This window comes from Spirilliplanes yamanashiensis (genome assembly GCF_016863475.1).
GTDB lineage: Bacteria > Actinomycetota > Actinomycetes > Mycobacteriales > Micromonosporaceae > Spirilliplanes > Spirilliplanes yamanashiensis.
In genome coordinates this window covers 139492-166383 of record NZ_BOOY01000006.1, presented here as the reverse complement: position 1 = coordinate 166383, position 26892 = coordinate 139492, and the positions used below count along the sequence as shown (strand labels likewise).

The window sequence follows — 26892 nt, the reverse complement described above, 5'->3', positions numbered from 1 at the left end:
CGGCCCCGTGTGGCTGCCCACCGGCAAGGAGTACGAGGACTTCCTCACCGAGTTCCTCGGCGTCTGTGACACCTACTACGCCGGGCGGATGGACGACGCCGCCTGGACCTCCTGGTACGACCGGCGCCTGCCCGAGGTGGTGCGGCACGTGCAGGCCCGCTCGCCGTTCTACGGCCGGCACCTCGCGGGCGTCGACGGCGCGGCCGTGTCGACGGCGAACCTGGCGCGGCTGCCGTTCACGACGAAGGACGACCTGCGGCGCGAGATGTTCGACGTGCTCTCCGGCGACGTGAGCGACGCGATCTTCTTCTACGAGACGACCGGCACCACCGGCCGGGCCACCCCGTGCCCGCGCGACGGCGCCGAGATCATCGCCAGCAACACCCACGTCACCGAGAGCTGGAAGTCGATCTTCCGGCACCACTTCGGCGACCGGCGGCCCGCGGTCGGCCTGATGGGCCCCACCGAGGTCCACTCGTTCGGCGACACCCTCGGCGACGTGGCCCGCAACGTCGGCTCCTGCAACGCCAAGATCTGGCCGTACTCGCCCGTCATCGGGTTCGCCAAGGCGCTGCAGCTGATGAAGGACCTGAAGCTGGAGGTGATCGTCTGCACGCCGGGCGTCGCCCTCAACCTCGCCAAGGCCGCCGTCCACTACGGCTACGACCTGCACCGCGACTTCGCCGTCAAGCTGTTCTTCGTCACCGGCGAGATGTGCACCCCGGCGCTGGCGGCCAACATCGACAGCGTCTGGGGCGTCGACACCTACAACATCCTGTACGGCTCGCAGGAGGCGTTCGTCATCGGCACGACGTGCCGGAACAAGAACATGCACCTGTCGGCCCCGAACTACGTCGCCGAGATCATCGACCCGGACACCGGCGCCAGCCTCGGCGGCGCCGGCACCGGCGAGCTGTGCGTCACCACGCTGGTCACCGGCGTCAAGCCGCTCGTGCGCTACCGCACCGGCGACCTCGTCCGGCTCGGCGAGGGCAGCTGCGACTGCGAGCTGAAGGGCCCCCGCCTCGACGTCGTCGGCCGGGTCCTCGACCGCATCGAGCTGGGCGGCGGGAGGCACCTCGCCAGCGAGATCGAGGAGGCCGTGCTCACCGGCGTCACCGGCTGCCTGGGCTTCCAGGTCATCATCGAGCACGACTCGTACGGCGCCGACAGCGTCACCATCCGCCTCGACCTGATGTCCGGCGACGCGGCCGGCATTCCCGGCCGGTTCGCGGAGCGCTTCGGCGTCGCCGCCACCGTCGAGGTCGTCACCGAGCTCGACCAGATCACCAGCACCGGCGCGTTCGTCAGCTGGAAGGCCGCCCGCATCAAGGACCTGCGCACCGCACCCGACCACGAGGCGCAGGTCGCCGCGGCCCTGGGGGCGCGGCGCGGGTACACGACGTGACCCGGGCCGCGACGGGCTTCGACCGCTTCACCGGCGAGTACGCCGAGTCCGCCGCCCGCCTGCTCGACCTGGTCGGCACCGGGCCGGCGCCGCTCGGCACCCTCGGCCCCGCCGGCACGTCCAGCCACCAGGCGCTCGCCCATTTGGAGGAGCGCCTGGCCGACCACGGCGTCACCGACCCGTTCACCGTGCGGCTGCGCCCGTCGTTCGACGTCCTGCTCGACGAACTGGTCGCCGGCACCGTGCGGTACGCGCTCGTGCCCAGCGCCTACCAGAACGCCACCGCGTTCCACTGGCACCCGCAGGTGCGGCTGGTCTTCCACTTCGTGCACCCCACCCCGGCGTACGGGCTGGCCGCCCGTCCCGGCGAGGGCGTCACCTCCCGGCGCACCGTCACCGTGGCGACCGTGCCGGAGGTGCGCTCACTGTTCCACGCCCTGCGCCCGCCCGCCCTGCGCGACCGCCGGGTCCGCTGGGTGGACGCGGACTCCACCGTCACCGCCGCCGCCATGCTCGCCCGCGGCGCCGTCGACCTGGCCCTGACCAACGAGAACGGCCGCTCCACGTACCGGCTCGACTGGCTCAGCGTGCGCGCCGGCGCGGCCGTCGTCTGGCTGCTGTTCACCCACACCCCCCACGAGAGGCCGTCATGACCGAGCGTCCCCTGCTGCTGCACGACGTCACCGTCCAGGAAGGACTCGGCCGGGCGTCCGTGCCGGGCCGCAGCGTCCTGGTGCGCGGCGACACCATCGAGGCCGTCATGGCCGCCGGCGAGGCGCCCGTCGACTCCCCCGGCGTCGACGTGCGCGTGCTCACCGGGCACACCGTCATGCCCGGCATGACCCTCGGCCACGGGCACATCGCGTACAAGGACGTCATCACCGCCCGCGACACGATGTTCAAGTACACGCTGCCCGAGGTCACGCTCATCGCCGCCGAGCACGCCCGGCAGATGCTGCGCCTCGGCTACACCGGCCTGGTCGGCGCGGGCTCCGTCGGCGGCATCGACATGGCGCTCAAGCGGTCCATCGCCGCCGGGCGCATCGTCGGCCCGCGCATCACCGCGTGCAGCCGCGACCTGATGGTGTCGGCGCCCCCGCAGCGCCGCAACCCGGCCGTCGGCAAGAAGTTCCCCGCCGACCTCATGCCGATCGTCGACACCGTCGAGGAGATGGTCGAGCGCACCACGAAGGAGATCGACGAGGGCGCGCAGATCATCAAGACGTTCTCGTCCGGCGACGGCACCTACCCCAACGCCGACTCCCACGAGATCCTCTACACCCTCGACGAGATCAAGGCCGTCGTCGCCACCGCCCGCCCCCGCGGCGTGCTCGTGCGGGCCCACTCGCGCGGCATCGACGGCATCCGCAACGCCATCGCCGCCGGCGTCGACGTCATCGACCACGCCTCGTACGCCGACGAGGCCGCCCTGCACGCCATCGCCGAGCAGGGCATCTACATCGTGCCCAGCCTGTACCAGCCCAGGCAACTGCTCGACTACGGCGGCGACTTCGGCAAGAGCCAGGAGTACCTCGACAAGACCGAGTACGAGGCCGAGGTCGCCAACACGCTGTGGCTGCTGCCGAAGGCCGTCGAGCTGGGCATCAGGATCGTGGCCGGGGACGACTTCGGCTTCGCGTGGACCCCGCACGGCACGTACGCCCAGGAACTGGCCATGTACGTCGAGCTGGCCGGCATCGACGCCCCCACCGTGCTGACGTGGGCCACGTCGAACGGCGCGGCGCTGGCCGGCCGCGGCGACACGGCGGGCGTCGTGGCCGCCGGGCGCCTCGCCGACCTCGTCGTCACCGACGGCGACCCGGCCGAGGACATCCGCGTGCTGTGCGACCCGGAGCGCATCGTCGAGGTGTACCTCGGCGGCGTCCCGGTGGGCTCGACCGACCGGGAACTGGTGCCCGCGTGACCGTCACCGCCACCGCCGCGCCGCCGCGCGGGGCGCTGATCCCGCTGCTCGCGGCGGGCACGTTCGCCATCGGCACCGACACGTTCGTCGTGGCCGGGGTGCTGCCCGGCCTCACCGCCGACCTCGGCCTGTCCGTCGCCCAGGCGGGCCAGCTCGTCACCGTGTACGCCCTCGCGTTCGCCGTCGCCGCCCCCGTCCTCGGGGCGGCGCTCGGCGCGGTGCCGCGGCGCACCCTGCTCGTCGCCGCGCTGGCCGTGTTCGTGCTCGGCAACGTCGTCTCCGCCCTCGCCCCCGGCTACGCCCTGCTGCTGGCGGGCCGCGTCGTCGCCGCGCTGGGCGCCGCCGCGTACACCCCCGCCGCCGCCGCGGCCGCCGCCGCCCTGGTGCCCCCGGAGCGCCGCGGCCGCGCCCTGGCCACCGTGCTCGGCGGCGTCACCGCCGCCACCGTGCTCGGCGTGCCCATCGGCGCCTGGATCGGCCTCGGCTCGGACTGGCGGCAGACGTTCGTGCTGGTCGCCGTCCTCGCCGGCGTCGCCACCGCCGGCCTGGCGGCCCTGCTGCCGGCCGTCGCCGCCCCACCGGCGGTGCCGCTCGGCGCCCGGCTGCGGGTGCTCGCCGACCGCGGCGTGCTGACCATCATCGCCACCACGGTGCTGATCTTCGTGGGCGGCTTCAGCGTGTACACGTACCTGGCCCCGGTCCTGACCGCGGCGGGCGCGGGCGCCACCCAGGTGGCGCTGCTGCTGCTGGTCTTCGGCGTCGCGGGCGTCGCCGGCAACTGGCTCGGCGGCCGCCTCACCGACCGCCTCGGCCCCGTGCCGGTCCTGCGCGCCGGCCTGGCCGCGTTCACCCTGGTACTGCTCGCCTTCCCGCTCCTGGCCACCAGCCTGCCGGGCGCGGCCCTCGGCCTGGCAGCGTGGGGCGTCACCGCCTGGTCCACGACGGTGCCGCAACAGCACCGCCTGCTGGCCGCCGCCCCGCACGCCCCGATGGTGGCGGTCGGCCTGAACAGCGCGGCGGTGTTCCTCGGCATCGGAGTGGCGGGCGCGGCCGGTGCGGCGGGGATCGGGCTGGTCGGGCTGGGGCAGCTGGGCTACCTGGGCGCCCCGGTGGTGCTGGCGGCCCTGCTGCTCACCGGCCTGCGGCGCCCGGCCGGCTGACCGGCCCGGCGCTGCGGGTCCGGCTCGGGTACGGCGTTGCCGCGCCGGGCCGCGGCGCCCCACAGGCCCCGCGGTGCCGCGCCGGGCCGCCGCCGGGCCGCCGCCGGGCCGCGGCGCCCGCTCAGGTCCGGCGTTGCCGCGCCGCGCCGGGCCGCAGCGGCCGTTCGTACCGGATCAGGCCGTCGGGCCCGGCCGGGCCCGTGCGCGTGAACCCGGCCGGCGCCCGGCGGGTCAGTGCCGGCCGGTGCGGTGTTCGCGGAGTTCGAGGTCGATGAAGGCGCTGATCATCGTGCGGTACACCTGCTCGACCACGTCCGGGGTGGCGCCCGCGTCGGCCGCCAGGGTGCGGACCTTGCGCAGGACCTGGTCGACGCGGGCGGGGGCGCGGACCCCGTCCTCGGAGGTCTTCAGGGTGGCGGCGCGGCGGACGTGCGACTCGCGGGCCGCGAGCAGGTGGACGACCTGGGCGTCGATCGCGTCGATGGCGGCGCGGACCTCGGCGAGCTCCGCCGGGGTGGACGTGGCGGGGCTGCTGCTGGTCATCCGCTCATGATGCCATCGCGGCCGGGCGCCGGGCACACTCGTGGCCGTGAGAGAGATCGACGCGGCGCTGGTGGCGGAGCTGGTGCGGGAGCAGTTCCCCCGGTGGGGTGACCTGCCGGTGCGGGCGGTGGCGCGGCAGGGGTGGGACAACCGGACGTTCCGGCTGGGCGGGGAGCTGGCGGTGCGGCTGCCCAGCGGCGAGGGGTACGTGGCCGCCGTCGCGAAGGAGGACCGGTGGCTGCCGGTGCTGGCGGGCCGGTTGCCGCTGCCGGTGCCGGAGCCGGTCGGCGCGGGGCGGCCCGGGGCCGGGTACCCGTTCCCGTGGTCGGTGCGGCGGTGGCTGCCGGGCGAGCCGCTGGACGCGGCCGAAGGGGTGGACCCGGCGGGGGTGGCGCGCGATCTCGGCGGGTTCCTCACCGCGCTGCGGGCGGCGCCGGCCGCGGGTGGGCCCGCCGCCGGGCGGCACTGCTGGTTCCGGGGTTGCCACCCGAGCGTCTACGGCGACCAGGTCGGCCGGGCGCTGGACGTGCTGGGGGACGCGGTGGACGCGGCCGCCTGCCGGGCGGTGTGGGCGGCGGCCCTGACGTCGGCGTGGGCGGCGGCGCCGGTGTGGTTTCACGGGGACGTGGCACCGGGGAACCTGCTCACCGTGGGCGGCCGGCTGGCCGCCGTCATCGACTTCGGCACGTGCGGGGTGGGCGACCCGGCCTGCGACCTGGTGATCGCGTGGACCTGGCTGGGGCCCGCCGAGCGGCGGGTGTTCCGGGCGGCCGCCGGGCTGGACGACGACGCGTGGCGGCGCGCCCGCGGGTGGGCGCTGTGGAAGGCGCTCGCGACGATGGCCGGGCTGTCCGGTCCCGACCCGGCGGGCCACCAGGCGGCGGTGCTGCGGCGGGTGCTCGCGGACCCGGTCATCGGCTGAGGGCGGGCACGGGCGCGGGGACCGGCGCCGCCGGGGCGGGCGCGGGCGCCGGTGGGCGCAGCCGGAACGCCGCCGCCGTCGCGGCGACGAGGACCACCACCGGCAGCAGGTACGTGGCGCGGACGGCGTCGACGAGGGCGGGTGAGGACGCCCCGATCGAGGCGTCGCCGAGGCGTACCTGGAGCAGCGCGCCGACGGCCGCGCCGCCGAGGGCGCTGCCGCACAGCCGGCTCATGTTGAACAGGCCGGACGCGGCGCCCGCGAGCGACGGCGGGATGTCGTGCAGGGCGATCGCGGCGGGCGGGGCGGCGGCCAGGCCCATGCCGACGCCGAAGACGAGCAGGCCGGGCAGCAGGCCGGGCCAGGACGCGCCGGGGCGGACGGCGACCGCGAGGGCGGCGATGCCGGCGGCGAAGGCCAGGTAGCCGGCGATCATCACGTACTTGCCGCCGAAGCGGTCGATGAGGCGGCCGGCGTACACGGACACGGCGACGGACAGGATCGGGGCGACGGCGACGAGCAGCCCGGCGGACGACGCGGTCAGCCCGAGGCCGGTCTGCAGGTGCAGCAGGGTCAGGAAGAACATGGCGTTGAGGCTGAACGGCAGCGCGCAGACGAGGATCGCGGCGAGCCGGAAGTTGCGGTCGCGCAGCACGGCGAACGGCAGCAGCGGCTCGCGGTCCTGCCGGCGGTGCTCCACGGCGGCGAACGCGCCGAGCACGACGACGCCGGCGGCGAGCAGCATCGGCACGGTGACCGGCCCGGCGACCTGTCCCCAGTCGTGGGCGTCGCCCTCGATGAGGCCGTACGCGAGCAGGAACAGCGCGGCGGTGAGCAGCACCGTGCCGAGCACGTCGAACCGGCGGCGGTCGCGGGCGCCGGTGTCGGGCACCAGGGCGAGGGCGAGGCCGACGGCGATGATGCCCAGCGGCACGTTGACGTAGAAGACGGACCGCCAGCCGAACGCGGACACCAGCAGCCCGCCGACGGTGGGCCCGGCCGCGGCGGACGCGCCCGCGACGGCGCCCCACACGCCGAGGGCGGCGCCGCGGCGCTCGGCGGGGAAGGTGCGCGACACGATGGCGAGGACCTGCGGGGTGAGCAGGGCGGCGCCGAGGCCCTGCACGAGCCGGGCGGCGATGAGCTGGCCCGGTGTGGCGGCGAGCCCGCACGCGGCGGAGGCGGCGGTGAACAGGGCCATCCCGCCGATGTAGACGGTGCGGGCGCCGTACAGGTCGCCGAGCCGGCCGCCGGTGACGAGCAGCACCGCGTACGCCACGAGGTAGGAGCTGACCACCCACAGGATCTGGGTGACGGTGGCGCCGAGGTCGGCGACGAGCGCCGGGATGGCGACGTTGACGACGGTGGTGTCGAGCAGGCTGACGGAGTTGCCGACGCACAGCGCGGCGAGCACCCACCAGGGCCGCACGGGCCGGTTCACGTGAGCGCCGCGAGTTCGGCGGCGGCGAGCTGCTCGGCGAGGCTGCGCGGGCGCATGTCGGTCCAGGTGGCGTCGATGTGGTCGAGGCAAATCTGGCGCGGGGCGGGGCCGAACGTGGCGGTCCAGCCGGCGGGCACCGCGATGAAGTCGGGCCAGACGGAGTGCTGGCCCTCGTCGTTGACGAGCACGACGTAGTCCTTGTCGGTGATCTCGAACGGGTTGGTCACGGCTGCTCCTGGAGGGTGCGGGCGAGGATGTGTCCGATGCGGGCGAGCGGTCCGGGCGCGGTCATGGCGCCGTGTGCGGCGTCGACGGGGTGCACGGTGACGGCGCCGGTGACGTACGGCGTCCAGGCCCGCGGTGTGGGCGGGTTCGGGCCGTCGTGGCGGGCGGCGAAGAACAGCACGTCGCCGTCGAAGACGCCGGGCGTGTGCCCGGCCATGGCGGCGAGGTGGCGGCGCAGGCCGGCGACGACGGTGTCGAGCCGGTCGGCGCCGAGCACGGCGAGCGGGCTGCCGGCGGCGGTGAGCGCGGTGCGCAGCCCGGCCGCGTCGGTGACGTCCGCGCCGGGCACGCCGACGGACTCGGCGGCGGTGCGGTACGCGGCGGCGCCGGTGTACTCGGCGGGCGGCGGCGCGGTGTGCGGGTAGGAGTCCATGATCGCCAGCAGCTCGACCTGCTCCCCCGCGGCCCGCAGCCGCACCGCCAGGTCGTGGGCGACGAGCCCGCCGTACGACCAGCCGAGCAGCCGGTACGGCCCGGACGGCTGGACGGCGCGCAGCCGCGCGAGGTGGCCCTCGGGGTCGGCGGTGGCCTGCAGCCCGTACAGCGGCACGTCGGCCGGCAGGTGGCCGAGCAGTCCGGCGTAGACCCAGCTGAGGCCGAGCGCGGGGTGGACGCAGAACAGCGGGGCGGCGGCGCCGGAGCGGCGCAGCGCGAGCAGCGGTTCCAGCCCGTCGGACGGGGGCGCGCCGGCGTCGAGGTGGCGGGCGAGCCCGGCGACGGTGGGGGCGTCGAACAGGTCGCGCAGGCCGACGGCGGCGCCGAGCGTCTCGCGGATGCGGGCGGTGAGGCGGGCGGCGAGCAACGAGTGCCCGCCGAGGGCGAAGAAGTCGTCGTCGGCGCCCACGCCGTCGACGCCGAGGGCCTCGGCGAACAGGTCGGCGAGCAGCCGCTCGCGCAGCGTGCCGGGCGGGGTGGCGGTGGTGGCCGCGGCGGGCGGGTCGGGCAGGGCGCGCCGGTCGAGCTTGCCGCTGGGCGTCGTGGGCAGGGCGTCGAGCACCACGACGGCCGACGGCACCATGTGGGCGGGCAGGTGCGCGGCGGCGTGCCGGGTCAGCTCGGCCGGGTCGGGGGTGTGGCCGGGGGCGGGCACCACGTACCCGACGAGGCGCCCGGCGCGCACGACGACCGCGCTGCGGGCGACGGCGCCGTGGCCGGTCAGCGCGGCCTCCACCTCGCCGGGCTCGATCCGGAAGCCGCGGACCTTGACCTGGTCGTCGCTGCGGCCGCGGAACTCCAGGTCGCCGTCGGGGCGGCGGCGCACGACGTCGCCGGTGCGGTACATCCGGGAGCCGGGTGGGCCGTACGGGTCGGCGACGAACCGCTCGGCGGTGACGCCGGGGCGGCCGAGGTAGCCGCGGGCGAGGCCGTCGCCGGCCAGGTACAGCTCGCCGGGCACACCGGCCGGGACGGGCCGCAGCCGCTCGTCGAGGACGTGGGCGCGCATGCCGGGCACGGGGCGGCCGATCGGCGGCGGGGCGGGCTCGGCGCCGGTCAGCGGCGCGCTCATGGTGGCGACGACGGTGGTCTCGGTGGGGCCGTACACCTGCATGACGGTGCGGCCGGGCGCCCACCGCGCGGCCAGCTCGGCGGACAGCGGCTCGCCGCCGACGACGAAGCCGCGCAGGTCCGGCAGGTCCACGCCGGGCAGCGAGCCGAGCATGGACGCGACCAGGTCGGTGTGGGTGATGCGGTGCTCGCGCAGCGACGCGGCCAGGTCGTCGCCGGCGGCGCGCCGCTCGGGCGGCGGCAGCACGAGGGTGGCGCCGCTGGTCAGCGTCATGGCGATGTCGGCCATGGACACGTCGAAGCTGATGCTGACGAGCAGCAGGAACCGGCTGCCGGGGCCGAGGCCGAGCCGGTCGGCGTGCACGCCGGCGACGGCGGCGACGCCGCGGTGGGTGACGGCGGCGCCCTTCGGCGCGCCGGTGGAGCCGGAGGTGTAGATGACGTAGGCGGGGTGGTCGACGGCGATGTCCACGGCCGGGTCGGTGTCGTCGGCCGTGCCGCCGGTGGCGGCGCACAGGGTGGGCAGGCCGGCGGCGAGCGGGGCGGTCTCCGGCACGGTCAGGACCAGCTCGGGGTCCGCGTCGCGGAGCAGGTACGCGACCCGCTCGGCCGGGTACGCCGGGTCCACGGGCACGTACGCGGCGCCGGTCTTGAGCACGGCGAGCCAGGCGACGATCAGGTCGGCGGAGCGCGGCAGCAGCAGCGCGACGCGCCGCTCGGGCCGGGCGCCGCGGGCGACGAGGGCGTGGGCGAGCCGGTTGGCGCGGGCGTTCAGCTCGGCGTAGCTGAGCCGCTCGTCGCGGAAGACCACGGCGGTGCCGTCCGGGGTGCGGCGCACCTGGGCCTCGATCAGCCGGGGCAGCGGCGCGGGCGCCGGGCCGGGGGCGCCGGGCGGGGGCGCGTCGGCGGGCAGCAGCACGTCCACCTCGGACACCGCGAGCGCCGGGTTCGCCGTGACGGCCTCCAGGACCCGCACGTAGCGGGCGGCGAGCGCCTCGGCGGTGGCGGCGTCGAACAGGTCGGCGTCGTACTCGACGCGGCCGCCGAGCCCGCCGTCGGGGCGTTCGGCGAGGTTGACGGCCAGGTCGAGGCGGGCGGCGGTGACGCCCACCGGCACGTCGGCGCCGATCGGGGCGGACCGGGCGGGCGGCGTGTTCTGCAGCACCAGCAGCACCTGCGCCAGCGGGTGGGCGGCGGACCGGGCGGGCCGCAGCTCCTCGACGACCCGGTCGAACGGCACGTCCTGGTGGGCGTACGCGGCCAGGCCGGTGTCGCGCACCCGGTGCAGCAGCTGGGTGAACTGCGGGTCGCCGCCGGTGTCGGTGCGCAGCACGAGCGTGTTGAGGAAGCACCCGGCGAGCGGGGCGAACGCCTCGTCGGCGCGCCCGGCGGCGACCGTGGCGATCGGCAGGTCGGTGCCGGCGCCGAGCCGGGTGAGCAGCACGGCCAGGGCGGCGTGCAGCACCATGAACGGGCTGGTGCCGGTACGCCGGGCCAGGTCGCGGACGGCGGCGTGCAGGGCGGGCGGGACGCTCAGCGCGGCGGCGGCGCCGCGCCCGGCGGCGCGGGCGGGCCGGGGCCGGTCGAGCGGCAGGTCGAGCACCTCCGGCGCCCCGGCGAGCTGGGCGCGCCAGTAGGCGAGCTGCCGGTCGCCGTCGGCCGCGACGACGGCGTGCTGCCAGCGGGCGAAGTCGGCGTAGCGCAGCGGCAGCGGCGCGAAGGCGGGGGCGCGGCCGGCCCGGCGGGCGACGTACGCGGCGGCGAGCTCGTCGCGCAGCACGGCGAGGGACCAGCCGTCGGCGGCGATGTGGTGCAGGGTCACCAGCAGCACGTCGCCGCTGAGGTGGCTGCGGATCGGGGCCTCGCGGGCCAGGTCGAAGCCCTGCGCGGCGGCGGCCGCCAGGTCGGCCGGGCCGGTGTGGAAGCCGTGGTGGCGGACCCCGGCGGGCAGCACCACGGGCTCCGGGCCGGGCTCGGGGTAGATGGTGCGCAGCGGCTCGTGCCGGTCGACGAGGTCGTCCAGGGCGGCGGCGAGGGCCGCCGGGTCGGCGGGCTCGGCCAGGCGCAGCGCGAGGTGCATGTTCCAGGTGCCGCCGCCGTCGCTGAGGCGGTCGGCGAGCCACAGCCGGCGCTGGGCGAACGACAGCGGCCCGGGACCGTCGCCGGGCGCCGGGACGGGCCGCTCGGGGGCGGCGGCGGCCGCGCCGATCCGCTCGGCGAACCCGGCCACCGTCGGGGCCTCGAAGACGGCGCGCAGGTCGATGTCGGCGCCGAACACGGCGCGCACCCGGGTGACCAGGCGGGCGGCGAGCAGGGAGTCGCCGCCGAGGGCGAAGAAGTCGTCGTCGGCGCCCACGGCGTCCAGCCGCAGGATCTCGGCGAACAGCTCGGCGAGCACCTGCTCGCGGGCGTTGCGCGGGGCGCGCCCGGCGGCGGTGACCGGCGCCCCGGGGGCGGGCAGCGCGGCGCGGTCGAGCTTGCCGTTGGCGGTGACGGGGAACGCGGCGAGCGGCACGTAGCCGGTGGGCACCATGTGGGTGGGCAGCCGTTCGAGCAGGTAGTCGCGCAGCTCCGCCTCCGGCGGGGACGGCTGCTGCACGTAGGCGACCAGGCGCGGGTGACCGGGCCGGTCCTCGCGGGCGATCACCACGCAACGGTGCACGCCGGGGTGGGCGGCCAGCGCCGACTCGATCTCGCCCAGCTCGATGCGCAGGCCGCGGATCTTCACCTGGTGGTCGGCGCGGCCGAGGTAGTCGAGGGCGCCGTCGGGGCGCCGGCGGGCCAGGTCGCCGGTGCGGTACAGGCGGCTGCCCGGCGGGCCGTACGGGTTGGCGGTGAACCGCTCGGCGGTCAGCGACGGCCGGTGCAGGTAGCCCTGCGCCAGCTGCACCCCGGCGAGGTACAGCTCGCCGGTCTCGCCCACGGCCACCGGCCGCAGCTCGGCGTCCAGCACGTGCACCTGGGTGTTGAAGACGGGCCGGCCGATCGGCACGGACGTGGCCTGCGGGTCGGGCGCGCACGGCCAGTAGGTGACGTCGACGGCGGCCTCGGTGGGGCCGTACAGGTTGTGCAGCTCGACGCCGGGCAGCGTGGCGAAGAACGTCTGCACCAGCTCGGCGGGCAGCGCCTCGCCGCTGCACACCACCCGGCGCAGCCCGGTGCAGCGGCGGGCGGCGGGCTCGTCGAGGAACACGGCGAGCATCGACGGGACGAAGTGGACGGTGGTGACGGCGGCCTGCTGGATGACCGCGGCGAGGTAGCCGGGGTCGCCGTGCCCGCCGGGGCGCGCCATGACCAGCGGCACGCCCTCGATGAGCGGCCAGAAGAACTCCCACACGCTGACGTCGAAGCCGGACGGGGTCTTCTGCAGCACCCGGTCGCCCGGGCCCAGGCCGTACTCGGCCTGCATCCAGACCAGCCGGTTGACGATGGCGGCGTGGTCGATGACGACGCCCTTCGGGCGGCCGGTGGAGCCGGAGGTGTAGATGACGTACGCGGGGCTGCGGCCGCCCCAGCCGGGCGGCGGCGGCACCGGCCCGGCGTCCACACCGGTCAGCGGGTCGGCCGCGTCCAGCACCGGCACGTCCAGCTCCGGCAGCGGGGCGCCGTGCGCGGTCAGCACCACCGCGGCGGACGCGTCGGCGAGCATGAACGCGATCCGGTCGGCCGGGTAGTCGGCGTCCACCGGCAGGTACGCGGCGCCGGCGCGCAGCGTCGCCAGCAGGGACACCACGAGCTCCACCGAGCGCGGCACCGCCACGGCCACCAGGGCGCCCGGGCGCACGCCGTGCTCGGCGAGGTGCCGGGCGAGGCGGTTGACCCGGGCGTCCAGCTCGGCGTAGGTGACGGTGGCGCCGTCGCACCACACCGCGACCGCGTCCGGCGCCGCCGCCACCCGCGCCGCGAACAGCTCGGGCAGGGTGGTGTCGGGGACGGCCGCGGCGGTGTCGTTCCAGCGCTCGAGGGAAATCATGGTCTCGCTCTCAGGGGGTGCGGACGGGAACCCGGCCGGTGGACAGGTCGGCCGTGAGGGCGTGCAGGACGGCGGGGGCGTCCCGCAGGAAGAAGTGGCCGCCGGGGAACACCCGCTGCCGGAACGGCCCTGTGGTGGTGTCGCGCCACGCCCCGACCTGCGTGCCGGTGGCCAGCGGGTCGGCGTCGCCGGCGTAGCCGACGACCGGGCAGTCCAGCGGCGGCTGCCGGCGCGCCCGGTACGTCTCGTTGACCTCGTAGTCGGCGCGCAGCACCGGCAGGAAGTGGGCCAGCAGGCGCGGGTTGCGCAGCAGCTTGTCGGGGGTGCCGCCGAGGCGCATGACGGCGGCCGCGAAGTCGGCGTCGGTCATGGTGTGCAGCACCGGCGGGTGCAGCGCCAGGTGCGGCGCCCGCCGGCCGGAGACGGCGAGCACCTGCGGCGGCGGCTCGCCCAGCTCGGCGAGCCGCCGCGCGACCTCGTACGCGACCAGCGCGCCCAGGCTGTGGCCGAACAGGGCGTACCGGTCGCCGAGCTGGGGGCGCAGCCCGGCGACCAGGTCCTCGACCAGCGGTTCGATGCGCTGGTGCGGCCGTTCGCCGATGCGCGTCTCGCGACCCGGCAGGACGACCGGGCGCACGTCGGCGTGCTCGGCGAGCGCGGCCCGCCACGGTTGGTAGAGCCGGCTGCCGCCGCCGGCGAACGGGAAGCAGAACAGCCGCACGCCGCCCATGGCCGTCAGCCCGCGGTGGACAGGTCGCGGACGGCGGCGGCGACCGCGGCGGGCGCCTCCAGGGGCAGCATGTGCCCGGCGCCGGGCAGCAGCTCGTAGCGGGCGGCGGGCAGCGCCGCCGCCACGGCCTCGCCGAGCCGCGGGGCCACCACGGTGTCCCGGGCGCCGGCCAGCACGACCGCGGGCACGTGCACCTGGGCCAGCTGCGGGCGCAGGTCCATGCCGCGGCTGCACGCGAAGCAGGCGGCGCGCACCGCGCCCGGGGTGGCCGCGAACAGCTCCCGGTTGAGTTCCTGCACGGCCGCGGACGGGTTCTCGCCGAGGGTCTGGCGCAGCATGCGGCGGCCCAGCGCGGGGCGGCGCAGCGCCCACGAGAACACCGGGTTGCCCATCATCCGCACCTCGCCGGCGGGGGTGTCCTGGTCGTGGGCGGCGGTGGCGAGCAGCACCAGCCCGCGCAGCCGGATCGTGGCGCCCATCGGGTGCCCGGTGGCGTACGCGAGCGCGGCGAACCCGCCCCCGGAGTGCCCGGCGAGGATCGCGCCGCGGGCGTCCACGGCGGCCAGCACGGCGTCGAGGTCGTCGCCGAGCCGGCTGATCGAGACGGGCCCGGTGCCCGCGGTGGAGTCGCCGTGGCCGCGCTGGTCGTACGCGACGACGGCGTGCCCGGCGGCGACCAGGCGGTCGGTGACGCCGCGCCACACCGCGCGCCCCGCGCCCCAGCCGTGCGCCAGCACGACCGTGGGCTCGGTGGTGCGGCCGGGCGTGGTGACCGTGACGGCGAGGCGGGCGCCGTCGTCGGTGGTGACGACCCGGTCGATCGCCCACGCGGTGCCGGCGGAGATGGTCACGACACCACCGCCGGGGTGCGGGCCAGCAGCGCGTTCAGGTTGGCGAACGCCTCCTGGGTGCCCCGGGAGTGCTCCAGGCCGACGTCCTTGACCTTCGCCAGGACCCGCACCCAGCCGGCCGGCTCGGCGACGAAGTGCATGGCGATGCGGGTGCGCCCGCCGCCGGCCTCGGTGAGGGTGATGGCGGCCCGGCCGCGGAAGACGCCGCCGACGTAGTCGAACGCCAGCCGCTCCCCCGGGACGACCGCGGTGGTGCGGGCGGTGAAGCGCAGCACCGGGCCCGGTTTGCCGGCGCCGTTGGGGTGCACGCCGACGTGCATCTCGCCGCCGGGCGACTCCGGCGGCACGGCGCCGGGCGTGAAGGTGTTCTTCGGCGTCCACCAGCGGGCGGCGCCGTTGAGCTCGGCGACGAGCGCGTCCCACACCGCGGCGGGCGGGGCGTCGAGGACGGCCTCGTCGATCAGGTCGTAGCGATGCATGTCCGCACTCCTGTCACTGGAAGAAGCCGGCGCCGGGGGTCAGCACCGCGCCCGGGTCGAACCGCCGCTTGAGGGTGCGGAACGGCAGGTACTTGGCGCCGAAGTGGGCGCGCCAGTCGTCGACGGTCATGCCGGGGATGGCGCCGACGAGGTAGCGCTTGCCGCCGAGGGCGACCGCGCGGTCGTACAGGCGGCGGTTCTGGGCGAGCATCGCCGGGATGTTCGGGTCGCCGGGCGGCGGGAAGCGCAGCAGGTCGACGAGCCAGGCGACCTTCTCGCCGGGCAGCGCCACCAGCGGCCGGGTGATCTTCGAGGTGAGGAACGGGTAGACGCCGGCGAAGCCCGCGCCGAGGTCGCCGGGGGTCAGCTCGGCGGTGACCTCGCGGATGAACCGCTGCGCCGCGGAGGCGGGCAGGATGAGGCTCAGCCACGGCTTCGGGGCGGACCAGAAGCCCTCCTGCTTGAGGAACACCTCGTACGGGTCGAGGCGCAGGATCCAGTCGCGGTACGGCATCGACACGACCTGCAGCGCGGCCCGGTCGTCGCGCAGGCCGGTGAGCAGCCGCGCCGGGTCGGGCGCCGCGCCGGAGTGGTACGTGACGGCCTCCAGCTTGTAGCGCCAGCCGGAGTCGTCGGGCCGGCGCACGATCTCGCCGGACTGGTGGCTGAACCGGCCGTCGGCGAGGACCTTCTCCTGGTCGGCGGCGAACGTGGCCAGGTCGTCGTAGAACAGGTTCATGATCGTGGCGGTGGTCTGCGCGGGGATGAGCCGCACGGTGGCGCGCACGATGATGCCGACCTGGCCGGCGCCGGCGAGCGCGGCGAAGAACAGCTCGGGCCGGGTGGCGGCGCTGGCGGTGACGAGCTGGCCCTCGCCGGTGACGATGTCGATCTCCCGCACGGTGTCGGCGAGCAGGCCGTGCTTCTGCACGGTGCCGCCGATGCCGCCGATGCTGGTCGTGCCGCCGATGGACAGGTGGCAGTAGTCGGGCAGGGCGGGCGGGGTCCGGCCGATGGTGAGGGCGGCGTCGAGCAGGGACGCCCAGGTGACGCCGGCGTCCACGGTGGCGCTGGTGGCGCCGACCCGGTGGATCGTGGCGAGCTTGCCGGCGTCGATGCTGATGCCGCCCGGCACGGCCGCCTGGCCGTAGCTGGAGTGCGACTCGCGGTCGCCGCCGTTGCCGCTCTGGCCGTTCATGGCGACGGTCAGCCGGTTGGCCCGGGCGTACCGGACGATCTTGACGATGTCCTGGACGGACCCCGGCCGCAGCACGGCGCGGGGGGTGCCGGTCACCATCTTGCCGAAGTCGGCGGAGAAGTCGGCCAGCACCTGCGGGGCGGTCTCCAGCACGCCGTCCAGCTGCGGCAGCGGGCTGTACCTGCCGGGGGCCGCGCTCGCGGCGGTCGCCCAGGTGCCGGTCGCGGCGCTCCACCCGACCGCGACGGCGCCGGCGGCGACGCCCTTGAGCAGGGTGCGCCGGCTCTGCGGATTGGTCATCGTCGTGTCTCCTTGCGAGGAAGGTGGGAGAGGGATCAGGCGACGGGGACGCCGGCGGAGGTCGCGACGCGGTACGCCGCGATGTCGAAGCGCCGGGTCTCGCGGCGGAAGCGGAACGTGTACGTGGGCCAGATCGAGGGGTTGCGGCCACTGGCGTCGAGGTACCAGCTGCGGCAGTTGCCGGCGTTCCAGACGGTGCCGGTGAGCAGGTCGTCGAGGCGGGCGTTCCAGGCCGCCTGCGCCTCGGGGCGCACCTCGACGCTGGCGGCGCCGCGGGCGTCGAGCTGCTTGACGGCGTCGAGGACGTACGCGAGCTGCGCCTCGATCATCACGGTCTGCGACGAGTGGCCGAGAGTGGTGTTCGGGCCGAGCAGCATGAACAGGTTCGGGAAGCCGGCGACGGTGGTGCCGCGGTACGCGCTCATCCCGGTGTCCCACGCCTCGCCCAGCGTGCGGCCGTCGCGCCCGCGCAGCAGGTGCGCGACGGGGCGGCTGGTGGCCTGGAAGCCGGTGCCGAAGATGACGACGTCGACCTCGCGCTCGGTGCCGTCGGCCGTGACGACCGAGGTCGGCGTGACCCGGGTGATCCGGTCGGTGACGACGTCCACGTTGGGCGCGGTGATCGCCGGGTACCAGGTGTCGCTGAACAGCAGCCGCTTGCAGCCGGCGGTGTAGTCGGGGGTCAGCTTCGCGCGCAGCCCCTCGTCGGCGACGCTCGCCGCGAGGTGCTTGCTCGCCATGCCCTGCAGCACCTTCTCGGCCCGCTTCGGGCTGTTCATGATGAACGCCAGGACCTCGCGGCCCCACATGTTGAAGTTGCGGCGGAAGTTCTGGTAGCCGGGCACCCGGCGGCGCAGCCACAGCTGGCGCGCGCTGATCTCCTTGTCGCCCTTCGGCGCCACCCAGGCGGCGGTGCGCTGGAAGACGTGCAGCTGGGCGGCGTCCGGCTGGATCTTCGGCACGAACTGGATGGCCGAGGCGCCCGTGCCGACCACGGCGATGCGCTTGCCGGTCAGGTCGGCGCCGTGGTCCCAGCGCGAGGAGTGGAACACCGGGCCGGCGAAGGTCGACAGGCCGTCGATCTCCGGCACCGCCGGGTCGCTGAGGTAGCCGGTGCCGGTGACCAGCACGTCGGCGGTGAAGTCGCCCTGCGAGGTGCTGATCCGCCAGCGGCGGGCCGCGTCGTCCCAGGCCGCGCCGGTCAGCTCGTGGCCGAGCCGGATGTGCGGCGCCAGGCCGAACCGCTCGGCGCAGTCGCGCAGGTAGTCGAGCACCTCCTGCTGCTTGCCGAAGGTGGTGCGCCAGTTCGGGTTCTGCGCGAACGAGAACGAGTACAGCAGCGACATGACGTCGCAGGCGCTGCCCGGGTAGGAGTTGTCCCGCCAGGTGCCGCCGATCTCGTCGGCCCGCTCGAAGACCAGGAAGTCGGTGATGCCCTCCTGGCGCAGCCGGATCGCCATGCCCAGGCCGGAGAAGCCGGTGCCGACGACGGCCACCCGCAGGTGCCGCACGCCGGGTCCGGACGTCTCGCGGGTCAGTTCAACGGTGCTCGTCACGATGGTCTCCTCAGCCCGCCGCGCCACCGCGACGCGGATCCTCACGTGTGCCGCGCCGGAGGTGGCCGGACGGCTTCCGGCGGCGCCGAGTCGAGGGTGGCGGGGCGTGCGCAACAGCCGCGCAAGACGCGGTCGCGGCGGCCCCGGCGGCGCCGCCCGCGCGGCCCGGCCGGGCGGTCCCGGGGCGCGGCGCGGCGGGCCGGGGGCCGGCGGCGGGCCGCGTGCGTCGTTGCGCGGTGGTTGCGGGCCGCACCGTTTCCTGCTGTCGGGACAGGCGCGACGGACCCCGTCGACGCCGCTTCGCCCACAGCCGAGGAAGGACCGGTCGCCATGGAGATTCCCACCGCCGAGGAGCTGGCCAACGATCTGCAGGCCGTGTCGGGGGCCGACGCCGTCGACGTGGACGCGCCGATCCAGCTCATCGCCGACGTCGACTCGCTGGACCTGATGGAGTGGCTGTACGGGTTCCAGAACAAGTACCCGCACATCCCCGCCGACGAGTCGCTGTTCAAGAACATCGACGACACGACGACGATGCGGCACGTCCACGAGCGCGTCGTGGCGCTCGCCGGCACCGCGGCGTAGGGCATGACGGGCTTCGGCATCACCGGGTGGGGCACGTCCGTACCCGAGACGGTGCTGACGAGCGTGGAGCTGGCGGAGCGGTTCGGCGTCGACGAGCACTGGGTCGTCAGCCGCTGCGGCATCCGCGAGCGCCGCATCGTCGGTCCGGGACAGACCACCGCGAGCCTCGCCGTCGAGGCGGGGCGGGCGGCGCTGGACCGGGCGGGGCTGACGGGCGCGGACATCGCCCACCTGATCGTGGCCACGGCCACGCCGGAACAGCCGTCGCCGGCGACGTCGGCGTTCGTGCACCACGAGCTCGACATCGCGGGCAGCGCGCACGACGTCAACGCCGAGTGCTCCGGCTTCGTGTACAGCCTCATGACGGCCGCCGGCCTGATGACGCTGGACCCGCGGCCGATCCTGGTCATCGGCTCGGACACCCACTCGCTGACGGTCAACCCGGCCGACCGCGACCTGGGCATCCTCGTCGGCGACGGGGCGGCGGCGCTGGTGCTGCAGCCGTCGGACACCGGCTGGCTGCGGGCGTGGAACCTCGGCGCCGACGGCGCGTGCACCGGCAGCCTCAAGGTGCTCGCGGGCGGCAGCCGGATGCCCACGACCGAGCAGACGGCCCGCGACGGCCTGCACTACGCGAAGATCAACGGCAACGAGATCTACCTCAACGCCGTCCGGTTCAGCGTGCGGTCCGTGCGGGCCACCCTGGAGTCCGCCGGCGTGAAGCCGGAGGACGTGCAGCACGTCGTGCCGCACCAGGCGAACATCCGCATCATCAACTCGATCCTGAGCCACACCGGGCTGCGGCCCGAGGCCCTGGTCACCAACCTGGCGAAGTACGGGAACACGGCCTCGGCCTCGATCCCGCTCGCGCTGTCGGAGGCGCTCGACGCGCGTTCGATCAAGAAGGGTGACCTGGTCCTGCTCGCCGGCTTCGGGGCCGGCATGACGTGGGGCTCGATGCTGCTCGAATGGGGAGGGGTTCCGGCATGAGCAAATCCGCTATCGGCATCCGCCCGGACAGCCCGGTGGCTCTGGTCACCGGCGCGTCCGGCGGCCTGGGCCAGGCGCTGGCGATCGAGCTGGACGCCCTCGGCTGCCGCGTCGCCGTGCACTACAACAGCTCCGAGACCCAGGCCCACGCGGTGCGGGACAAGCTGATCAACGACTCCATGGTCGTGACCGGCGACGTCGCGTCCTGGGAGGCGGTGTCGGCGATGTACCAGCAGATCGCCGACGAGCTGGGCCCGGTGGACTTCCTCGTGAACAACGGGGCGATCCGGCGGGACTCGCTCATGGCGATGCAGGCCCCGGACGAGTGGGCGAAGGTGATCCAGACCAACCTGGTCGGCACCTTCCACACGTCGCGGATCTCGGTGCCGCACATGCTGCGGCAGCGCTGGGGCCGGATCGTCAACATCGTGTCGCCGTCGGGGCTCATCGCGACAGCGGGGCAGACGGCGTACTCGGCGTCCAAGGCGGGCGTCATCGGCATGACCCGCACCCTGGCGGCCGAGTGCGGCCGGCGGGGCGTCACGGTCAACGCCCTGTCCCCCGGGTTCATGATCACCGGGATGACGAAGGACCTGTCCGACGCCATCCAGTCGGGGATCAGGGACAAGTCGCCGATCCCCCGGTTCGGCACACCCGAGGAGGTGGCCCGCAGCATCCGGCTGTTCCTCGAGTGCGACTACACCACCGGCCAGGTGATCAGCGTCGACGGCGGCGTCTCGATCACCTGACCACCGCACGGCCGCCCGGCGGCCGGCGCGCCCCCGCGGCGTGCCGGCCGCCGTCGCGCGTCCGGTCCAAAATCGCGGGAATTGGCAACGGGAATGCGGCGCGAAAGCAATCTGCAATTGCAGGTCCGGGCGCGGGCCAATCGTCGTCTTGATTGGCATGTTCGGCCATCGATAACCTTCGTATGTGCTCTCGACGACGGCAATCAAAACATTCGCCCGGCCGGGAACAACCACCGACATCACCGCCCCGGCGAGTCCGGCCACCGTTCTTCTGGCCGCTTTCGACGGTTCCGGCGGCCTCGCCGAGGCCCCCGCCACGCTGCTCCTGGCCGGCGGCCGGGAGATCCCCGCCGACGCCCTGGGCGTCGTCGCCGCCGTCTTCCCGTGCGCCCGCGACGCCGCCCGGGCGGCCGTCGAGATCGCCCGCGGGCCGGGCCGCGCCCGGATCGTGCTCGCCACCACCGCCGACGCCCCGGACCCGCGCCGCCGCGCGGCCGTCGTGGCCCGGCTGCGCCCGCTGCTGGCCACCGTGCCCGCCGGGCGGGTCATCGTCACCGAGCCGGCGGCGATCCTGTCCGGCGCCACCCTCCCGCGCGGCGTCGAGCTGGTCGACCGGGCCACCACGTGGCCGATCTGCCCGGACGCCCCCGCCCAGCGCCTGTACGAGCTGCGCGTCGGCGCCCCCGACGCCGCGGACGCCGCCGGCTCCGGCGGGTCCAACGTGGCCTGGGCGCGGCGCGCCGTGGCCGGGCGCCGGCCGGAGAACGGCGACGCCGTGCGGGCGCTGACCGGCATGTGGCAGCAGGCGCGCGAGGGCGGCCTGCGCACGGCCCTGCTCACCGGGCCCGACCAGGACGACGCCCACGCCGCCACCGCCGAGCTGGCGCTGCGCCTGCACGCCGACGGCGGGCTCGTCCTCTACGGACGCTGGGATCCGGCGACCCGCACCCCGCTGCACGCGGTCCGCGAGGCGTTCGGCGTGTACGCCGACGGCTGCGACCCGGCGGACCTGCGCCGCGACCTGGACGGCCGGGCCGCCGAGGTGGCGCGGCTGCTGCCCGAGCTGGGCACCCGCATCGGCGTGGCCCGGCGGGCGGCCTGCCGCGAGCCCGCCCGCCACCCGCAGGCGTACGACGCGATCGGCACCTGGCTGACCCGCGCCGCCCGCCGCCGCCCGGTGGTGCTGGTGCTGCACGACCTGCAGTGGGCCGACGACGCCTCGGCCGGCCTGCTGGAACACCTCGGGCACGCGTGCCGCCGCGAGCGGGTGCTGCTCGTGCTGACCGCCGCCGAGGCCACCGGCGAGCGCGCCCCGGCCGTGGACCGCTTCCTGGCGGGCGCCGCGCACACCGACCCGGGCAGCTTCCGCCGCGTCCTGCTCTGAGGCCGCCGCCTCAGCGGATGCCGAGGCTCGTCAGGGTCGTGGCGGCCTCCGCGCGCAGCGCCGCCGCCGACGCCCGGTCGCCCGCTCGGTCCCGGCCCTGCAGCGCGTCGGCGAGCGAGCGCAGCGCCAGCGCGATCCACGGCTGCGCCCCGCGCTCGCCCAGCATCGCCAGCGCCGCCGTCAGGTGCCGCTCGGCCGCCGACCAGTCCCCCACCACCACCGACAGCCGGCCGAGGTGGAACGCCATCGGCCCGACGTAGCTGCGGTAGCCGACCCCGCAGTTCAGGTCGGCGTACGGGGCGAACAGCTCGCGCAGCGCCTCGGCGGTGGTGCGGTCGCCCAGCTCGACGGCGCCCAGCCCGAGCAGCCCGCCGACGTGCAGCCACTCGTCGCCGGGCGGCAGCGGCTGCGCCCCGGTGGCCAGCGCCCGCACGGTCAGGTGGGGCAGCCCGCGCTCGCCGGCCAGCAGGGTGGCGAGCGACTGCTCCACGGCCTGGGCGATGTCGGGGCGCCGCCGGCCCGGGTCGGTCCACGTCATGGCGCGCAACCACGCCGCAACATGCATCTGCCGCCCGGCCATCGTGCCGGGGGCGGGGAAGATGCCGGCGCCGCCCGCACCGCCGTCGCCGGCGCGGCGGGCCGTCTCCTCGGCGTCGGCGAACCGGCCGTGCGCGACCGCGGTGGCGACCCGGTGCTCCAGGATCAGGGCGTCGCCGACCGGGTCGTCGCCGGCGGCGCGCACGGCCGCGCCCAGGGCGGCCAGGGCGCGTTCCCGGGCGGGGCAGTCGCCGACCGTCTCGGCCGCCATCGCCCGGTGGTGCGCGGCGAGCAGCTGGGCCCGGCCGTCGCCGAGCTCCGCGGCCAGGGCGGCGGCGTCGTCGGCGAGCACGGCCCGCCGCTCGGCGTGGTCGGGGCCCTCCAGCTGGGACAGCTCCCGCACCACGGCCTGCATGGCCGCCGCGGTGGCCCGGGTGCGCTCGGCGACCACGCCGCCGAGGGCGACGTGCCGGGCCAGCAGCCGGCCGAGGGTGAGGTCGTCGACGACGCCGAGGTCTCCCGGGTCGCCCGGGTCGCCGCCGGTGACGCGGTCGAGCAGGGTGGACACGACGGCGGCGGCCTCGCTGCGCAGCGCGGGCTCGTCGCGCACGGCGCCCGCCAGGCCGATGGCGGCCTGCGCCGCGACGCCCAGCCGCCCGCTGTGCAGGGCCTGCAGCGCGCCGTCGAACAGGGTCTGCGCGCTGCCGGGGTGGCCGGCGTGCAGCTGGGCGAGCCCCAGGTTGGTCTGCGCCTCGCCGCGCATCTCGGCGTCCGCGGCCGGCACGTGGTCCAGCGCCTGCCGGTGCAGCCGGACCGCCTCGTCGAGGGCGCCCTCCTCGGCCAGCCGCACCGCGGCCCGCCAGCCCCAGCGCACCGCCCGCTGGTCGCCGTGCGGGGTGGCGCCGGCGGCCCAGTGCCGGGCCAGCGCCTCGCTGTACGGGCCGATCCGCCCGGCCCGGCGCTGCTCGATGGCGTCGGCGAGCCGGGTGTGCAGGAACCGGCGGCGGTCCTCGGTGGCCCGCTCGTACAGGGCCCGGCGCAGCAGGTCGTGGGTGAAGCGGTAGCCGCCCTCGCCGGGCGCCTCGCGCACCAGGCCGGCGGCGACCAGCGTCTCCAGGCAGTCCATGGCCCGGTCGGGTTCCAGCTCGGCGGCGTCGGCGGTGACGTCCAGCTCGAAGACGGGCCCGGCGACGGCGGCGGCGGTGAGCAGCTGGCGGGGCGCGTGGTCGAGGCCGGCCAGCCGGGCGGTGAGGTGCTCGCCGACGCCGCGCGGGACCCGCGGGGCGGGCTCGCCCCGGTCGCCGGGCCCGGCGGCGACCGCGCGCAGCACCTCCAGCAGCAGGTGCGGGTTGCCGGCGGTGTCGGCGACGAGGCGGTGGGCGGGCGGCACCCGGCCGAACGCGCCGTCCGGCACGACGTCGCGGGCCAGCGCGACGGCGTCGGTCTCGCCCAGGCCGGTGAGGGTGATCCGGGTGAGCCAGCCCTCCCGGTCGAGGTCGCGGACGGTCGCGGCGAACGGGTCGGGCCACGGCCCGGGCGCGGGCGCGGTGGCCACGACGAGCAGCCGGGCGCCGTCGCGGCGGGCGACGGCGTCGCGGACCAGCCGCAGGGCGGCCTCCCCGGCGGCGTGCAGGTCGTCGAGGAGCAGCAGCACCGGCCGGTCGCGGGCGGCGGCGGCCAGCGCGGCGGCGAGGGTGTCCTCGGCGGGGGCGGCCAGGGCGGCGCGGCCGGCCCGCAGCGCCTCGCCCCCGGCGTCGTCGCCCGCGGCGGCGAGGAACCCGCGCACCGCGTCGAGCAGCGGCTGGTACGGCTCCCGCGCCGCCGCGTCGCCGCGGCCGTGCAGGACCGTGCCGCCGGCGCCGCCGACCCGCCGGGCCGCCGCGGTGGCCAGCCGGGTCTTGCCGATGCCGGGCTCGCCCGCGATCAGCACGACGTGGGTGTCGCCGCGCCCGGCGTGCTCCCAGCACTCCGCCAGCCGGGCCAGCTCGGCGCCCCGGCCGACGAACGGCGCGGCCGTCGCCCGCCGGCCGCGGCGGGGCGCGGGCAGTACGGGCGCGGCCGGGCCGCCGAGCAGGTCGAGGTAGACGGCCTGGGTCTCGGGCGCCGGGTCGACGCCCAGCTCGTCGGCGAGCACCCGGCGCAGGTCGTGGTAGGCGCCCAGCGCCTGCGCCCGGTTGCCGGCGGCGACGTGCGCGGCCATCAGCGTGCGGTGCGCGCTCTCCCGCAGCGGCGCCCGGCGCACGGCGCTGTCGGCGAAGCGCAGGGCGGCCCGGTCGTCGCCGGTGGCGCAGGCGGCCAGCCCGGCGGTCTCCAGCCCGGTGACCAGCAGCTCCAGCAGGCGCTCGCGGGTCTCGGTGACCCAGCCGCCCGCGCTCTCCGGCAGGAACGGCCGTTCCAGGCAGGCGACGGCGTCCGCGGCGAACCGGCCCGCGTCGGCGAACGCCTGCGCCGCGTACGCCTCGGCGGCGCGCCCGACGGCCGCCTCGGCCTGTTCGATGTCGACGGTGACGTCGGCGGGCAGCCGCAGCAGGTAGCGCCCGCCCTGCGCGACGAGCGCGTCCTCCGCGGCGTCCTGCTCCGTGACGAAGGCCCGGACCCGGCTGACGACGCTGCGCAGGGCGGAGGCCCAGGTGTCGGGCAGCCCGTCCGGCCAGACGGTGTCGGCGAGTTCGTCGCGCCCGGTCCCGTGGGCGCGCTCGACGACCAGCCGGGCGAAGGCCACCTGCGCCTGCGCGCTGGACAGGTGCCGGGGCGGCCGGCCGGGCTGCTCCAGGCCGACCGGACCGGCGAGCTTGATCAGCACAGGCCTGGACCCTCGTCATCGGTTGATCACTCAGCGCTGCGGACGATACCCGCCACGGATGCGCCGTGGGCAAGGGCTGAGCGGTGAACAATTCCTGTCAGTGACGACAATCGATATAACACTGTGTATTGCCATTGTGACCTGCCAATTCGTGGCCCTCCCGGCGCCATTTCCGGTCCGCAGTGGACAGCTATGACGCAGATCACGTTTGCCGCGTCGAATGGCGCGCTGCCTCCGCAAGCGTCGCGTCCCACGTGTTGCGCCCGGCTTGCGGTGCCGCCCGTAGAACTGCCCTCAGCAAAAAGCCGACGGACCAACCAGTGGAAGAGGGGACGGACGTGAAGGCATCGGAAGCATGGCGGCGCGTGGCGCCGAAGCTCGAGGCGACCCGCCGGCGGATCGACGCACTCGAGTCGGACCCGAGCCGCAAGAACAGCTTCGTCCCGTACGGGATCGACCGGCACAGCGCCCAGGTGGAGCTGGAGGGCCGCAAGTACCTGATGATGTCCGGCTACAGCTACTGCGGGCTCGGCGGGGACGAGCGGGTCGTCGCCGCGGCCAAGGCGGCCGTCGAGCAGTACGGCACCGGCGCCCACGGCGTGCGGGCGCTGGCCGGCTCCACCCCGCTGCACGAGGAGCTGGAGGCGGAGGTCGCCCGCTTCCTCGGCCGCGAGTCCGCGCTGGTGTTCGGCTCCGGCTACGCCGCGAACGTCGGCACCATCGGCGCCCTGTGCGGCCCCGGCGACACCGTCTTCATCGACAAGTACGACCACGCGAGCATCGTCGACGGCTGCAAGCTCAGCGGCGCCACCGTCACCCGGTTCCGGCACAACGACCCGAACCACCTCGACCAGCGGCTGCGCGCCGCCTCGCCGGACGGCGTCCGGCTGGTCGTCGTCGACAGCGTGTACTCGATGGACGGCGACATCGCCCCGCTGCCCGAGCTGCGCGAGGTCTGCGACGCGCACAACGCGCTGCTGATGGTCGACGAGGCGCACGCGCTGGGCGTCATCGGGCGCACCGGCCGCGGCATCGAGGAGCACTTCGACGACACCGTCCACGTCGACGTCAAGCTCGGCACCCTGTCCAAGGGCATCCCGTCGATGGGCGGCTGGGTCGTCGGCTCCCCCGACCTGATCCGGCACCTGCGCTACCACGCCCGGCCGTTCCTGTTCTCGGCCGCGCTCGCCCCCGCCCAGGTCGGCGCCGCCCTCGAGGCGCTGCGCATCCTCGACCGGGAGCCCTGGCGGGTCGCGCACATCCAGGACCAGTCGGCGAAGCTGCGCGCGGTGCTCACCGAGGCGGGCATGCGGACGCTGGCCAGCGAGACCGCCGTCGTCCCGGTCGTGGCCGGCACCGACGAGCAGGCGTACGACTACGCCACCGCCTGCCGCCGCGCCGGGATCATCGGCCTGCCGGTCGTCTCGCCCGCCGTGCCGAACACTTTGGCCCGGCTGCGGATCGCGGTCACCGCGCGGCACTCCGAGGCCGACATCGAGTTCGCCGGGCAGGCGCTGCTGGAGGCGGCCCGCGAGTGCCGGCTCATCCCGGCGACGGCGGCGGTCTGA

At 76.1% G+C, this 26892-nt stretch carries 20 protein-coding genes; 10 read left to right on the top strand and 10 right to left on the bottom strand.

Annotated elements, in window-relative coordinates:
• Positions 1-7 precede the first annotated feature (7 nt).
• From Sya03_RS06210 to Sya03_RS06195, 4 genes are read left to right on the top strand one after another with little or no spacing between them, the layout of a single operon-like run.
• The gene (locus Sya03_RS06210) at positions 8-1408 is read left to right on the top strand and encodes a phenylacetate--CoA ligase family protein (protein WP_203937199.1); all 1401 of its coding nucleotides are present in this window, start codon (positions 8-10) and stop codon (positions 1406-1408) included.
• Positions 1405-2061 (top strand): type 2 periplasmic-binding domain-containing protein, encoded by a 657-nt coding sequence (locus tag Sya03_RS06205; RefSeq protein WP_203937198.1) that lies wholly within the window; start codon positions 1405-1407, stop codon positions 2059-2061. Before Sya03_RS06210 ends, Sya03_RS06205 begins: the two co-directional genes overlap by 4 nt.
• Entirely contained in the window at positions 2058-3332 is a 1275-nt protein-coding gene (locus tag Sya03_RS06200; protein WP_203937197.1) for an amidohydrolase family protein, read from the top strand. Before Sya03_RS06205 ends, Sya03_RS06200 begins: the two co-directional genes overlap by 4 nt.
• Positions 3329-4492 carry an MFS transporter gene (locus Sya03_RS06195; protein ID WP_203937196.1) on the top strand — a complete coding sequence of 388 codons (1164 nt, stop codon included), beginning with the start codon at positions 3329-3331 and terminating at the stop codon, positions 4490-4492. Before Sya03_RS06200 ends, Sya03_RS06195 begins: the two co-directional genes overlap by 4 nt.
• A gap of 231 nt (positions 4493-4723) precedes the next feature.
• Here Sya03_RS06195 and Sya03_RS06190 read toward each other — a convergent pair whose 3' ends face one another.
• A complete protein-coding gene (locus Sya03_RS06190) occupies positions 4724-5035 on the bottom strand; it encodes a chorismate mutase (RefSeq protein ID WP_203937195.1) in 312 nt (103 codons plus the stop codon).
• 46 nt (positions 5036-5081) lie between these two features.
• Between Sya03_RS06190 and Sya03_RS06185 the strand changes: the two genes are divergently transcribed.
• Entirely contained in the window at positions 5082-5957 is an 876-nt protein-coding gene (locus Sya03_RS06185) for an aminoglycoside phosphotransferase family protein (RefSeq protein WP_239107147.1), read from the top strand.
• Here Sya03_RS06185 and Sya03_RS06180 read toward each other — a convergent pair.
• The 8 genes from Sya03_RS06180 to Sya03_RS06145 are packed head-to-tail and all read right to left on the bottom strand — an operon-like array spanning position 5947 to position 18276.
• Positions 5947-7398, bottom strand: coding sequence for an MFS transporter (locus Sya03_RS06180; RefSeq protein WP_203937193.1), 1452 nt, complete (start codon positions 7396-7398; stop codon positions 5947-5949). The two genes, Sya03_RS06185 and Sya03_RS06180, sit on opposite strands and share 11 nt — an antisense overlap.
• Positions 7395-7625, bottom strand: a complete 231-nt coding sequence (locus Sya03_RS06175; RefSeq protein WP_203937192.1) for an MbtH family protein — start codon at positions 7623-7625, stop codon at positions 7395-7397. Before Sya03_RS06175 ends, Sya03_RS06180 begins: the two co-directional genes overlap by 4 nt.
• Positions 7622-13162, bottom strand: coding sequence for a non-ribosomal peptide synthetase (locus Sya03_RS06170; RefSeq protein WP_203937191.1), 5541 nt, complete (start codon positions 13160-13162; stop codon positions 7622-7624). The genes Sya03_RS06175 and Sya03_RS06170 overlap by 4 nt, the downstream gene beginning before the upstream one ends.
• Before the next feature lie 10 nt (positions 13163-13172).
• On the bottom strand, positions 13173-13892 hold the full coding sequence (locus Sya03_RS06165; RefSeq protein ID WP_203937190.1) for a thioesterase II family protein: 720 nt from the start codon (positions 13890-13892) through the stop codon (positions 13173-13175).
• 5 nt (positions 13893-13897) lie between these two features.
• A complete protein-coding gene (locus tag Sya03_RS06160; RefSeq protein ID WP_203937189.1) occupies positions 13898-14743 on the bottom strand; it encodes an alpha/beta fold hydrolase in 846 nt (281 codons plus the stop codon).
• Complete coding sequence (locus tag Sya03_RS06155) at positions 14740-15222, bottom strand: SRPBCC family protein (protein WP_203937188.1); 483 nt, start codon at positions 15220-15222, stop codon at positions 14740-14742. Before Sya03_RS06155 ends, Sya03_RS06160 begins: the two co-directional genes overlap by 4 nt.
• A gap of 13 nt (positions 15223-15235) precedes the next feature.
• A complete protein-coding gene (locus Sya03_RS06150; protein ID WP_203937187.1) occupies positions 15236-16720 on the bottom strand; it encodes an FAD-binding protein in 1485 nt (494 codons plus the stop codon).
• 35 nt (positions 16721-16755) lie between these two features.
• Entirely contained in the window at positions 16756-18276 is a 1521-nt protein-coding gene (locus Sya03_RS06145) for a flavin-containing monooxygenase (RefSeq protein ID WP_239107146.1), read from the bottom strand.
• 330 nt (positions 18277-18606) lie between these two features.
• Between Sya03_RS06145 and Sya03_RS06140 the strand changes: the two genes are divergently transcribed.
• The 4 genes from Sya03_RS06140 (at position 18607) to Sya03_RS06125 (ending at position 21984) form a co-directional block, all read left to right on the top strand.
• Entirely contained in the window at positions 18607-18861 is a 255-nt protein-coding gene (locus tag Sya03_RS06140; protein WP_203937186.1) for a hypothetical protein, read from the top strand.
• Between the two features lie 3 nt (positions 18862-18864).
• The gene (locus Sya03_RS06135) at positions 18865-19851 is read left to right on the top strand and encodes a 3-oxoacyl-ACP synthase III family protein (protein WP_203937185.1); all 987 of its coding nucleotides are present in this window, start codon (positions 18865-18867) and stop codon (positions 19849-19851) included.
• Positions 19848-20600, top strand: a complete 753-nt coding sequence (locus Sya03_RS06130; protein ID WP_203937184.1) for an SDR family NAD(P)-dependent oxidoreductase — start codon at positions 19848-19850, stop codon at positions 20598-20600. The genes Sya03_RS06135 and Sya03_RS06130 overlap by 4 nt, the downstream gene beginning before the upstream one ends.
• Positions 20601-20784: 184 nt before the next feature.
• Positions 20785-21984: an AAA family ATPase gene (locus tag Sya03_RS06125; RefSeq protein ID WP_203937183.1), complete on the top strand. Its 1200-nt coding sequence runs from the start codon at positions 20785-20787 to the stop codon at positions 21982-21984.
• A 10-nt stretch (positions 21985-21994) separates the two neighbouring features.
• On the opposite strand, the gene Sya03_RS06120 is transcribed toward Sya03_RS06125, so the two are convergent.
• On the bottom strand, positions 21995-25324 hold the full coding sequence (locus tag Sya03_RS06120; protein ID WP_203937182.1) for an ATP-binding protein: 3330 nt from the start codon (positions 25322-25324) through the stop codon (positions 21995-21997).
• Positions 25325-25689: 365 nt separating this feature from the next.
• On the opposite strand from Sya03_RS06120, the gene Sya03_RS06115 reads away from it, so the two are divergent.
• Positions 25690-26892, top strand: coding sequence for an aminotransferase class I/II-fold pyridoxal phosphate-dependent enzyme (locus tag Sya03_RS06115; protein WP_203937181.1), 1203 nt, complete (start codon positions 25690-25692; stop codon positions 26890-26892).